11 protein-coding genes are annotated in these 11,818 nt (G+C 72.5%); 1 reads left to right on the plus strand and 10 read right to left on the minus strand.

Going from position 1 to position 11,818, the window contains the following annotated elements; all coding sequences use genetic code 11:
• Positions 1–111: 111 nt before the first annotated feature.
• From ACWD38_RS29050 to ACWD38_RS29060, 3 genes are all read right to left on the minus strand, one after another.
• Positions 112–1,512 (minus strand): amino acid permease, encoded by a 1,401-nt coding sequence (locus tag ACWD38_RS29050; protein WP_343071298.1) that lies wholly within the window; start codon positions 1,510–1,512, stop codon positions 112–114.
• 112 nt (positions 1,513–1,624) lie between these two features.
• Positions 1,625–2,038 carry an OsmC family protein gene (locus ACWD38_RS29055; RefSeq protein WP_184478196.1) on the minus strand — a complete coding sequence of 138 codons (414 nt, stop codon included), beginning with the start codon at positions 2,036–2,038 and terminating at the stop codon, positions 1,625–1,627.
• A gap of 39 nt (positions 2,039–2,077) precedes the next feature.
• Positions 2,078–2,638, minus strand: a complete 561-nt coding sequence (locus tag ACWD38_RS29060) for a sigma-70 family RNA polymerase sigma factor (RefSeq protein ID WP_184478195.1) — start codon at positions 2,636–2,638, stop codon at positions 2,078–2,080.
• 64 nt (positions 2,639–2,702) lie between these two features.
• On the opposite strand from ACWD38_RS29060, the gene ACWD38_RS29065 reads away from it, so the two are divergent.
• The gene (locus ACWD38_RS29065; RefSeq protein WP_184478194.1) at positions 2,703–3,419 is read left to right on the plus strand and encodes a zf-HC2 domain-containing protein; all 717 of its coding nucleotides are present in this window, start codon (positions 2,703–2,705) and stop codon (positions 3,417–3,419) included.
• 3 nt (positions 3,420–3,422) lie between these two features.
• Here ACWD38_RS29065 and ACWD38_RS29070 read toward each other — a convergent pair whose 3' ends face one another.
• From ACWD38_RS29070 to ACWD38_RS29100, 7 genes are all read right to left on the minus strand, one after another.
• Positions 3,423–3,875 (minus strand): nucleoside deaminase, encoded by a 453-nt coding sequence (locus ACWD38_RS29070; protein ID WP_425503599.1) that lies wholly within the window; start codon positions 3,873–3,875, stop codon positions 3,423–3,425.
• Between the two features lie 296 nt (positions 3,876–4,171).
• Entirely contained in the window at positions 4,172–5,596 is a 1,425-nt protein-coding gene (locus ACWD38_RS29075) for a transcription antitermination factor NusB (protein ID WP_184478192.1), read from the minus strand.
• Positions 5,593–6,519: a methionyl-tRNA formyltransferase gene (fmt, locus tag ACWD38_RS29080; RefSeq protein WP_450125341.1), complete on the minus strand. Its 927-nt coding sequence runs from the start codon at positions 6,517–6,519 to the stop codon at positions 5,593–5,595. Before fmt ends, ACWD38_RS29075 begins: the two co-directional genes overlap by 4 nt.
• Positions 6,520–6,521: 2 nt before the next feature.
• Positions 6,522–7,067 carry a peptide deformylase gene (def, locus tag ACWD38_RS29085; protein ID WP_184478190.1) on the minus strand — a complete coding sequence of 182 codons (546 nt, stop codon included), beginning with the start codon at positions 7,065–7,067 and terminating at the stop codon, positions 6,522–6,524.
• A gap of 279 nt (positions 7,068–7,346) precedes the next feature.
• Positions 7,347–9,134: a gamma-glutamyltransferase gene (gene ggt, locus ACWD38_RS29090; RefSeq protein WP_450125342.1), complete on the minus strand. Its 1,788-nt coding sequence runs from the start codon at positions 9,132–9,134 to the stop codon at positions 7,347–7,349.
• A gap of 297 nt (positions 9,135–9,431) precedes the next feature.
• Positions 9,432–10,106, minus strand: a complete 675-nt coding sequence (locus ACWD38_RS29095; RefSeq protein WP_281398299.1) for a potassium channel family protein — start codon at positions 10,104–10,106, stop codon at positions 9,432–9,434.
• Positions 10,096–11,478 (minus strand): TrkH family potassium uptake protein, encoded by a 1,383-nt coding sequence (locus ACWD38_RS29100; protein ID WP_184478187.1) that lies wholly within the window; start codon positions 11,476–11,478, stop codon positions 10,096–10,098. The genes ACWD38_RS29095 and ACWD38_RS29100 overlap by 11 nt, the downstream gene beginning before the upstream one ends.
• Between the last annotated feature and the right edge of the window lie 340 nt (positions 11,479–11,818).

Consider the following 11,818-nt stretch of genomic DNA (forward strand, 5'->3'; position numbering starts at 1 on the left):
CGATCGACAGCTTTTTCCCTCGTGGCGGAGCCACTCGGGAAAAAGATCCCGCAGCGAGGAAACCGCTGAGGTTCCGCTGAACGACCCACTACGCAGGTCATTCTGAAAGGACTAGCCGGCGGCGCGGCGGCGCAGCAGGTAGTAGGCCAGGCACAGCACCAGCAGGAACGGCACACCGGCCTTCCACGCGGTGTTGAACTGCTCGGTGAACGGGGTCGTGAGCAGCACGGCCGCCACGAACAGCATCGCCAGCAGCGTCGTCACCGGCGCCCCCGGCAACCGCACCGGCGAGGCGGGCAGGTCGTGCGCGGCGCGGTGGCGCCGGAACGCGAGGTGGCTCGCGAAGATGATCAACCAGGTGATCAGCGCGCCGAACAGCGCCAAGCCGAGCAGCAGCGGGAACGCCGTGGACTCCGCGAACACCGAGATGCCCGCCGCCAGCACCAGCCCACCGGCCGACAGCAGCAGCGCCCGGCGGGGCGCCCCGTTGGGGCTCAGCCCCGCGAACCACTTCGGCGCGTAGCCGTCGACGGCCAGCGAGTACGTCATCCGCGCGGTGACGTAGAGGTTCGTGTTCATCGCCGACAGCGCGGCCGTGAGCACGACGAAGTTCATGATCCCTGCGGCGGCCGGGATTCCCGCGGTGGCGAACAGGGCCACGAACGGGCTCTCCGTCACGTCCTCCTCGGTGGAGACCTGGTTCCACGGCAGGATCGAGACGACCACCAGCATGCCGAGCACGTAGAACAAGCCCAGGCGCAGCACCATGTTCCGCGCGGCGCGCGGCACGTCGCGGCGCGGGTTCCGGGATTCGGAGGCGGTGACGGCGACGGCCTCGGTGCCGAGGTAGGAGAAGGTGACCACGGTCAGCGCCAGCCACACCGCGCCGATGCCGTTGGGCAGGAACCCGTCGTGCTCGGTCAGCGCGCCCACGCCCGTGGCGGGGCGGCCGGGCAGGCCGAACACGATGTAGGTGATGCCCAGCAGCACGAACACGACGATCGTGACGACCTTGATCAGCGCGAACCAGTACTCGAACTCGCCGAAGTACTTCACCGCCGAGGCGTTGATCGCCAGCATCACCACGGAGAACACGACGACGGGCAGCCACAGCGGCAGCTGCGGGTACCAGAACTGCACGTAGAGCCCGGCGGCGACGACCTCGCTGCCGATGTTGACGACCTGCGCGGCCCAGTAGATCCAGCGCTGCACGAACCCGGCGAGCCCGCCGAGGTAGCGCTGCGCGATGGGCCCGAAGCCGCCTGCGTCCGGGTGCACCACGACCATCTCGGCGAGCGCGTAGGCCAGCGCGAGCGCGGCGAACGCGGCCACCGCGTAGGCGATGATCACGGCTGGTCCCGCGATGTTGATGGCGAGCCCGGAGCCGAGGAACAGCCCGGTGCCGATCGCTCCGCCGATCGCGATCATGCCGACCTGACGGCCGCTGAGGTCGCGCCGCAGCCCGCCACCGCTCGGTGAGCCGTCCGGCCCGGTTCCGCCCGCCTGATCCACTCGACGCCTCCTCGCTGTGCGCGCGTTCGCGCGCACAGCACAATACGACGCCGGTATCAGGAGATTTGCGACAGTCTCGTCCGCATCCGCCCGGATCGAGCGGTGATCGGGATCAGCGGGGCAGTTCGAGGGTGATCGGGGTGCTCTCCGCGACGGAGCGGCTCACGGTGCAGTACCGCTCGATGGCGCGTTCCACCGCGTCGAGCAGCTTCGCCCGATCGGCCCCGTCGACGCCGCCGAGATCCACGTCGAACCGCACCGTCACCTCGGAGAACTTGTTCGGGTCCTCGGCCGTCTTGTCCCGGTCGGCGTGCACCGCGATGTCGGCGTCCTGCCCGGCGCGGCGCACCAGGAGGTTCTCGCTGGTGACCGCGGAGCACCCGGCGATCGCCGCCAGCAGCAGCTCGCCCGGCGTGAACGAGCCGGGGGCGCCGTCGCGGCCGATCGCCACCTCGCCACCGCGGCCGTTGGTGGCCGTGAAGGCGTGCTCGCCGGTGCGGTGCACCTCTACCGGAGTACCAGCCATGTTCTTCCCTCTCGCTCGGTGTGCGGCGCCGGGCGCATCTCAGCCGGTGCCGGTGTCCTGGCCGCGGCTGCGGGCGAGGAGGTCCTCCCGAGCGCGGGCCACGCGGGAGCGGACCGTGCCCAGCTCGCAGCCGCTGACCTCCGCGGCCTCCTGGTAGGACAGGCCGAGGACCTGGGTGAGCACGAGGGCTTCCCGCCGATCCGGGGTGAGCGCGTCGAGCAGCACGTTCACCTCGACGAGCTCTTCGAAGCCGCGGCCCGCGCGGCCACCGCTCTCCGCGGCTCGCACCCAGTCGGCGGCGACGGTGCGCGGCCGGGCGCGTTCGGAGCGGATCTGGTCGACGACGACGCGGCGCGCGATGGACAGCAGCCAGGTCCGCGCGGTGGCGGTGCCGCGGAACGTGCGCACCGCCCGCACCGCGCGCAGGTACGTCTCCTGGGCCAGGTCGTCGGCGGCGGGCACTCCGGCGAGGTGGGCGAGGAACCGCCACACGTCGCGCTGGGTGGCCCGGACGAACTCCTCCAGGGCGCGTCGATCACCTTTCCCGGCGGCCAGCGCGAGCTCGGTCACACGAGTGTCTTCGGCCTCCGAGTGCGTCACGGGGCCTGAGAGTAGTCGAAACCCCGCCGGGAACTCCTCCCCCTGCTCGGCCGACAATCTGACCGTGAACTGTGAAAGTTGCCGGAACTCGGTGTCGGCCGTGCTGGACGGGGAGCCGCCGGAGTTCCCCGAAGCCGAGGTCGACGCCCACCTGGAGACGTGCGCGGCCTGCCGGGCGTTCCAGGCGGAGGCGGGCGAGCTGACGCGCCACCTGCGGGTTCGGCTGGTCGCACCCACTCCGGACCTCGCGGGCGCGGTGCTGGCGCGGGTGCCGCGCCGGGACCGGGTGCGCGGCGTGCTGCGCGGTGCGCTGGCGCTCACCGCCACCGTTCAGATCCTGCTCGCGCTGGCCCAGATGGTGGGACTCGTCGGGCTGCACGGGCACGCGGGGCACGGCGGCATGACCGAGCACCTGTTCAACGAGAGCACCGCGTGGAACCTCGCGCTGGGCGTCGGGCTGCTGTGGGCGTCGTGGCGGGACCGCACCGCCGCCGGCGTGCTGCCGGTGCTGAGCGCGTTCGTGGCCGCGCTCGCCGGTTTCTCGGTGCACGACCTGGTCGTCGGCGCCGCGACCGTGGAACGCGTCGCTTCGCACGCCCTGCTGCTGGTCGGCCTGGGCCTGTTGTTCGCGGTGCACCGGCGCGGCGGTGGCGGCCCGGCCCCGGCGGACGCGGGTCACGACGGCGGCTCGGGCTCGGCGGGCGACGGTTCGGCTCCGGAGCTCGCCGCCGACCAGGCGCCGCCGCACCTGCGCCCCACGGCGTACCGCCGGGCGGCGTGAGGGTCAGTCCTGTTCGCCGATGTCCTCGTGCCACAGGCGCGGGTGCTGGGCGATGAACTCCGCCATCGACCGGGCGCACTCGGGGTCGTCGAGCAGCACGATCCGCACGCCGTGCTCGGCGAGCCAGTCGTGCCCGCCGTGGAAGTTGCGGGCCTCGCCGATCACGACGGTGCCGATGCCGAACTGCCGCACGAGTCCGCTGCAGTACCAGCAGGGCGACAGGGTGGTGACCATCGTGGTGTCCGCGTAACCGCGCTGCCTGCCCGCGGCGCGGAACGCGGCGGTCTCCGCGTGCACCGACGGGTCGTCGTCCTGGACCCGCCGGTTCCGCCCCCGCCCGAGCACGGAGCCGTCCGCTCCGATGAGCGCGGCCCCGATAGGGATGCCGCCTTCGGCGGCACCCGCCCGCGCCTCCGCCGCGGCGACCTCCAGCCACCGCCGGTGCTCCCGCTCCACCACGTCCGCTCCCCCTCCGACCTCACCCCGGCGCGAGAGGTCACCGAACTCCCGCCCCAACCCTGATCCCGACGACACCGACCCAACCCGAAGTGACGCTCCGTGCGCGACCCCTGCTTCGGATTTTCACCCGCCGCGAGAAATCGGAGGGCACCAGGGCGAACGCGCCCACGACCGTGGACGTGATCACGTTCCGGGGTGGAGGGCCGCCGGGGTGGGGGTCACACGTCACCCGGGGTGTTCAATTTCGCGAGAAATTGCGGGAGTCGTCCACGGAGCGGGGAATCGTCCTCGGGTCAGGGGACTCGGAGCAGGGCGCAGAACATCGCGTCCGTGCCGTGCAGGTGCGGCCAGAGCTGGACGGTGGGGCCGTCGCCGAGGTCGGGGACGCCGGGGAACGCCTCGCGCGCGTCGAGCAGTTCCGCACCGCTGCGGCGCACCACGTCGGAGATGACGCCGTCGGTCTCCGACAGGTGCGGCGAGCACACGACGTAGGCCACGACACCACCGGAGCGGGCGAGCCCCACGGCCGACAGCAGCAGCGAGCGCTGCAACTTCGCCAGTTCCGCCACGTCCGAGGGCTGCCGCCGCCAGCGGGCCTCCGGACGGCGCCGCAGCGCGCCGAGCCCGGTGCACGGCGCGTCGACGAGCACCCGGTCGTAGCCGGGTTCGAGGCCGGATTCGCGCCCGTCGGCGACGTGCACGGTGACGGCGAGGTCGCGGGTGACCTTGCGGATGAGCTCCGCGCGGTGCTCGGACTGCTCGACCGCGTCGAGCGTGCCGCCGTCGAGGGTGATCAGCGCGCCGAGCAGCCCGGCCTTGCCGCCGGGGCCCGCGCACAGGTCGAGCCAGCGGGTGTCGGAGCCGGTCACCTCGGGCTTGGTGACGGCGAGGGCGGCGAGCTGGCTGCCCTCGTCCTGCACGGCGGCGAAGCCTTCGCGCACCGGTTCCAGGTCGCCGGGGTCGCCGGCGCCCGCCTCCAGGTGCACGCCGTAGGGCGAGTACGGCGCTTCGTCACCGCCGGTGATGGCGGCGAGCTCCTCGTTGCTGATCTCGCCGGGCCGGGCGGCGAGGTGCACGGCGGGCCGGGCGTCGTCGGCGGCGAGCGCGGCGGCGAGGCCGTCGCCGGTGTCGCCGAGCGCGTCGGCGAACGCCTGCGCCACCCAGCGCGGGTGCGCGTGGCGCAGCGCGAGGTGGCCGACGGGGTCGGTGTCGCGGGCGGGCGCGAGCCGGTCGATCCACTCCTGCTCGTCGCGCTCGCTGGCGCGGCGCATGACGGCGTTGGCGAACCCGGCGAGCTTCGACCCCGCCTCGCCGCGCACGATGTCCACTGTGGACGCCACGGCGGCGTGGTCCGGAATCCTGGTGCGCAGCAACTGGTAGACGCCCATTCGCAGCACGTCCAGCGTCACCGGGTCCACTTCGGACACGTCACGGCCGCTGCAGTCCGCGATGACCGCGTCGAGCAGACCGGTGGCGCGGCAGGTGCCGTAGGCGAGCTCGGTGGCCAGCCCCGCGTCCCTGCCGTCGAGCTTGCGCTTGCGCAGCAGGCCCGGCAGCGTCAGGTTCGCGTAGGCGTCGCGCTCGCGGACCGCGCGCAGCGTTTCCAGCGCCGCCATCCGCGCCGGGTCCTGCTCGGGCGGCCGGGCGGGGGTCTTGCCGCGCTGCGGCGGGCGGCTGCCGCGGGGCCGGGACGGGCGGCGGGGACGGTGGTCGTTCACTGCAGACGTTCTCCTTGCTCGATGCGGGTTCCGCGCGCCCAGTCCGTGGCCGCCATGCGTTTCTTGCCCTGCGCCTGCACTTCGCCCAGCGCGACCGCTTCGGTCGCGGTGCCGACGAGCACCCGGCGGCGCTGCACGCTGATCTCGCCGGGAGCGAGGCCGGTCTCCTCGGTGCGCGTCACCGGCCCGAGCTTGAACCGCTCGTCCCGGAACCACGCCCACGAGCCGGGATCCGGCGTCACCGAACGGATCAGCCGGTCCACGGCGAGCGCGGGCGCGGCGAAGTCCGCCTTCGCGTCCTCCGAGGTGACCTTCGGCGCGTAGCTGACGCCCTCGGCGGGCTGCGGTTGCGCCCGCACCGTGCCGTCCTCGATGCCGTCGAGCGTCGCGGCCAGCAGCTTCGCACCGGAGATCGCCAGCCGGTCCAGCAGGTCGCCCGAGGTGTCGGTGTCGCGCACGTCCTCGGTGACCACGCCGTAGACCGGTCCGGCGTCGAGCTCCGGCACCAGGTGGAACGTGGACGCGCCGGTGATCTCGTCGCCGTGCCGGATCGCGGACTGCACCGGCGCCGCGCCGCGCCACGCGGGCAGCAGCGAGAAGTGCAGGTTGACCCAGCCGTGCCGGGGAACGTCGAGCGCCCGCTGCCGCAGCAGCGCCCCGTAGGCCACCACCGGGCAGCAGTCCGGGGCGATTTCCTCCAGCCGTGCCAGGAAGTCCGGGTCCGTGGCGCGCGGCGGCGTGAGGACCTCGATGCCGTGCTCGTCGGCGAGCTCGCCGACCGGTGAGCGCAGCACCTTGCGGCCGCGTCCGGCGCGCGCGTCCGGCCGGGTGATCACGGCCGCGACCTCGTGGCGCTCGGAGTCGATGAGGGCCTGCAACGAAGGCACGGCGGGCGCCGGGGTCCCGGCGAAGACGAGCCGCATGATCAGCGCTTCCCGAACAACGGGTGCGGGCTTTCCTTCACCACGGGGACCTGGCCGTCGAACCAGTCGGCGTGGCGGATCTCGCGCAGCGCGGACTTGCGGGTCTCGGCGTCGAGCCGGTCCACGAACAGCACGCCGTCCAAGTGGTCGGTCTCGTGCTGGATGCACCGCGCCAGCAGGTCGGTGCCCTCGACCTCGACGGGGTCGCCGTGCATGTTCCAGCCGCGCGCCACGACGTGCTGGTGGCGCAGGCAGTCCCAGGTCATGCCGGGGATGGACAGGCAGCCCTCGGGGCCGTCCTGCATCTGCTCGCCGACGACCTCCCAGCCCGGGTTGATCAGGTGGCCTTCGAACCCGTCGCAGCGGTAGGTGAACACGCGCAGCCCCACGCCCAGCTGCGGCGCGGCCAGCCCGGCACCGCCCTGCTCGTGCATCGTGTCCCACAGGTCGCGGACCAGGGTGTGCAGTTCCTTGTCGAAGTCCACGACCTCGTCGGCGCGCGTCCGCAGGACGGGATCGCCGAAGAGTCGGACGGGCTGGACGGTCACGCGGGGCTCCCAGGTCGGGCTCGACGAACTGACCTGCCGAGTCTAGTCGTCGTGCGCTGGGGGCCGTGGAGCCCTTCCTGGTGGGTGCGGTGGCGGAACCTCAGTGGCTTCCTCGCTGCGGGATCTTTTTTCCAAGTGGCTCCGCCACGAGGAAAAAAGCCGTCCTCGCGAGGAATCCACTGAGAACCCGCGGGTGGTCGATCTGCGTGCTGGGTCGCTGCTCAGCGGCTTCGCCGCTGACGGGACACGGGCGCCCTGGAACCACTGGGGCTGCTGGTGTCAGGGCGCCGGGGCGACCACTGCTGCTGAGCCGCCGCCGCGGCGGTGCTTCTCGGCTGCGGCGATCCAGCGGCCGTCGGGGAGCCGTTCCACGCCCGTGGCGGCGCCGATCTCCTCGCTCGGGGTGAACTCGTGGCCCAGTGCGCGCAGCTTGTCGGCCTCGGGTCGCGCGAGGAATCCCGGTTCGGCCTCGGTGGCCGCGGAGTTGCGCTGCGAAGCGCGGGGTTCCGCGATGGCGTCCACGAGGGGCTGTCCGCGGTCCAGCCTGCCGGTGAGCACCTGGAGCACGGTGGTGATGATCGTGGCTCCGCCGGGGCTGCCCGCCGCGAGCAGCGGTCGCCCGTCCTGGAGCACGATCGTCGGGCTGATCGAGCTGCGCGGCCGCTTTCCGGGGCCGGGCAGGTTCGGGTCGGGCTCGCCGGGAGTGGTGGGTTCGAACGAGAAGTCGGTGAGCTCGTTGTTGAGCAGGAATCCGCGGCCTGGCACGGTGATGCCGCTGCCGCCGGTCTGCTCGATCGTCAGCGTGTAGGACACGACGTCACCGTCGGCGTCGGCGACGGTGAGGTGCGTGGTGTTCGGCCCCTCGTAGGGCTCGCCGCCGCGCGCGGGCGCCTGCGGCGCGCACGGCGCGGGGTGGCGCGGGTCGCCCGCCGCGACCGGGGTGGGCAGCACCGCGTCCGGCGTGATCAGGCAGGCGCGGGAGTCGGCGAACTCCTGGCCGGTGAGCTCCTCGGTGGGCACGTCGCCGAACGCGGGGTCGCCGACCCAGCGGTTGCGGTCGGCGAAGCCGATCTTGCTCGCCTCCAGGAACCGGTGCAGGTACTGCGCCTGGTCCAGGTCGCCGAGGTCGGTGCCCTCCAGGATGTTGAGCGCTTCGCCGACGGTGGTGCCGCCGGAGGACGACGGCGCCATCCCGTACACGTCCAGGCCCCGGTACTCGACGTGCGTGGGATCGGGCTCGGCCGTGCGGTAGTCGCGCAGGTCGGCCTCGGTCATGCCGCCGGGGCGCACGGTGCGGCCTGCGGCCGGGTCGACCGGCGGGTTGCGCACGGCCTCGACGACGTCCGCGCCGATCTCACCCCGGTACAGCGGGTCGAGCCCCTCGTCCGCGAAGGTCCGGTAGGTCTCGGCGAGGTCGGGGTTGCGGAACACGGTTCCCGTGGCCGGGGGCTGCCCGCCGGGCAGGAACAGGTCGCGGGTGGCGGGGAACGCGGCGAAGCGCTCCTGGTTGTCGGCGGTCTGCTCGCGGAAGGTGTCGTCGACGACGAACCCGTCGCGGGCCAGCCGTTCGGCGGGGCGCAGCACCTCGCCGAGGTCCTGGCGCCCCCACTTGCGCAGCGCCTCCTGCCAGGTCGCGGGGGTGCCGGGGACTCCGACGCCGAGCCCGCTGGTGATCGCCTCCGCGCCGGGGATGGGCTCGCCGTCCTCCAGGAACATCTCCGGGTGCGCGGCGGCCGGGGCGGTCTCCCGCCCGTCGATGGTGGAGACCTCGCCGGTTTCGGCGTCGTAGTGCACGAAGTAGCCGCCGCCCCCGACTCCCGCGGAGTAGGGCTCGGTGACGCCGAGCGCAGCGGCGACCGCGACGGCGGCGTCGGCGGCCGTTCCGCCGCGGCGCAGCACCTCGATGCCCGCGCGGGTGGCGTCCGGGTCGACGCTGGAGACCGCGCCCCCGTAGCCGACGGCTTCGGCGCTCTTCGGCGGCTGCGGCTGCGCTTGGGCCATCGGCGTGATCAGCGCGCACGAGGTCACCGCCGCGAGCGTGATCCGAACGGGCCTTGCTCCCACCATCGTGTGCCTCCGATCGCCGCGTGCCCGCTACTGTGCCGAGCGCCGGCCCTCGGAACAACACGATCGGCCCATCGTTGGCGGACCGAGATCATCAGTGCCCGGCCCCGCAATGTCACGTTGTGGACGATTTCCGCGATTTCGCGAGAAATTGAATCACCCGTACGGGAGAAACCCCGCACCCCGAAACCGTCACACCCTCTTTGACCAGCATAAACAGTTATCCACAGGGGTGTCCGACACGCCGGGGGTAGTCAATTCCTCGCGAAATTGCAGTGGTGGCCTCTCGGGGGCTGGGGGTCAGGTGAGGTCGGCGAAGCGCTCCACGTCGCGGGAGCGACCGGACACGATGAGGATGTCGCCCTCGTGCAGCCGCGTGTCCTGGGTGGCGTAGGTGAAGTCCTCGCCGGGGCGCTTGATCGCGACGACGGTGACCCCGTACTTGCTGCGCAGCCTGCTCTCCCCCAGCGCGTGCCCGGCGGCCATCGCGGGCGCCCGCGTCTTGACCATCGCGTAGTCGTCCTCGAACTCGATGTAGTCCAGCATCCGGCCGGTGACCAGGTGCGCGACCCGCTCGCCCATGTCGTGCTCGGGCAGCACCACGTGGTGCGCGCCGACCCGTTCGAGGATGCGCCCGTGCTGGCGGCTGACGGCCTTCGCCCAGATGTGGCCGACCTCGAACTCCGCCAGCAGCGAGGTCGTCAGGATGCTGGCCTCCAGGTCGTCCCCGATGGCCACGACGGCGCGGTCGAACTCGGGCACGTCGAGCTGGCGCAGCACCTCCGGGTCGGTGCTGTCGGCGACGGCGGCGTGCGTGACCGAGTCGGAGTACCGCTGCACGACGTCGGGGCGGTTGTCCAGCGCCAGCACGTCGGTGCCGCGTTCGATGAGTTCCATCGCCAGCGAGCCGCCGAACCGGCCGAGGCCGATGACGACTACGCGCGAGGCGTTGGGGCGGGGTTTCCTAGCCGACAATGGGTCGTTCCTCCGGGAGGTCGTAGCGGCGCAGCCGCTCGCGCAGCGCGAGCGCGGAAGCGAGGGTGACGGGCCCGACGCGGCCGGTGAACATCACCACGACCAGGATGAGCTGCCCTGCGACCGGCAGCTCATCGGTGATGCCGGTCGAGAGCCCGGTGCCGAACGCGGAGACCGACTCGAACAGGACCGCGTCCAGGGAGAACGGGGTGAGCACCAGCAGCGCGAGGGTGGCGGTGAAGATCAGGCCGACGCCGCCCAGGACCACCGTCAGCGCCTGCCGGTGCACCTCGCGCGGGAGCTTGCGGTCGGCGATGTGCACGTTCGGCTCACCGCGGATCTCGGCGAGCATCACGAACGCCAGCAGCGCGAAGGTGGTCACCTTGATCCCGCCCGCGGTGCCCGCGCTGCCGCCGCCGATGAACATGAGCACGTTGGTGATCAGCAGCGTGGCCCCGTGCAGTTCGCCGGTGTCGACGCTGTTGAACCCCGCGGTGCGCGGCGACATGCCTTGGAAGAACCCGGCGAGCAGCTTGCCGCCGAACCCGAACCGGCCGAGCGTGCCCGGGTTGTCCCATTCGATGGCGGTGACCGCGATCGTGCCGAGCACGGCGAGCGCGCCGTACGTGCTGAGGGTGATGCGGGTGTGCAGCGTCCAGCGCCGCGCCCGGCCGCGCGCGTGGCGCAGGATTTCGAACAGCACTGGGAATCCGAGTCCGCCGAGCACGAACGCCGCCACGATCGGCAGGCACACCCACGGGTCCGTCGCGTAGCGCATCAGGCTGTCCGAGAACAGCGCGAACCCCGCGTTGTTGAACGCGGACACGGCGTGGAACACGCCCAGGTAGAGCGCGCGCCCCAGCGGCTCGCCGTAGTGCGCGGCGAATCTCGCGGTCAGCGCCAGGGCGGTGAGCGCTTCGACGACGAGGCTCAGCACCACCACGCCGACGAGGACCCTGCGCACCTCGCCGAGCCCGAAGCTCTTGGTCTCGGCCTGCGCGCTGCGCTGCATCCGCAGGCCCAGCCGGCGGGTGACCAGCAGTCCCAGCAGCGAGGCCAGGGTCATGATGCCGAACCCGCCGACCTGGATGAGGCCGAGCACGACGCCTTCGCCGAACGCCGACCAGTGCGCGTGGGTGTCGACGACGACCAGCCCGGTCACGCACACCGCCGAGGTGGCGGTGAACAGCGCCAGGTTCCACGAGGTCGCCGCACCGCTCTCGCCTGCCACCGGCAGCATCAGCAGGACGGTGCCGAGCAGCATCACGCCGCCGAATCCGGCCACGACCAGCCGAGCGGGGTGCCGCGTGCGGGAGCGGTCGGTGCGCCGCAGCGCCGTCCACGCGGTCCGCACCTGGTCCCGCGCGGTCATCCGCATCGCGTCCTCCGAGCGGGCCGCGCGCACGCCTTCCTGGTCACAAGCGCGAGAACCTACCCCGAGCGCCCCCGGCCACCAACTCCGAACCCGACCGGCGGTGACCGCACGCACACGAGCGCCGCGAGCCCTGAGCCCGCGGCGCCCGCCGAACCGGCCGAGGACCGATCCTCACGTCCAAAATCTTGTCAGCGGCGAAGCCGTGCCTGTATGTGCGAAGCACATAGCCCACGTCACAAAGTGGCCTACCCGCGGGTTCTCAGTCGGTCTCTCGCGAGGACAGCTTTTTCCCTCGTGGCGGAGCCACTCGGGAAAAAGATCCCGCAGCGAGAGACCG

Source organism: Saccharopolyspora sp. NPDC002578 (assembly GCF_053592695.1).

Coding starts and splice junctions, on each gene's coding strand:
- ACWD38_RS29055 (WP_184478196.1), bottom strand. CDS start 2,038: ATGGCTGGTACTCCGGTAGAGGTGCACCGCACCGGCGAGCACGCCTTC.
- fmt (WP_450125341.1), bottom strand. CDS start 6,519: ATGCGGCTCGTCTTCGCCGGGACCCCGGCGCCCGCCGTGCCTTCGTTG.
- ggt (WP_450125342.1), bottom strand. CDS start 9,134: ATGGTGGGAGCAAGGCCCGTTCGGATCACGCTCGCGGCGGTGACCTCG.
- ACWD38_RS29100 (WP_184478187.1), bottom strand. CDS start 11,478: ATGACCGCGCGGGACCAGGTGCGGACCGCGTGGACGGCGCTGCGGCGC.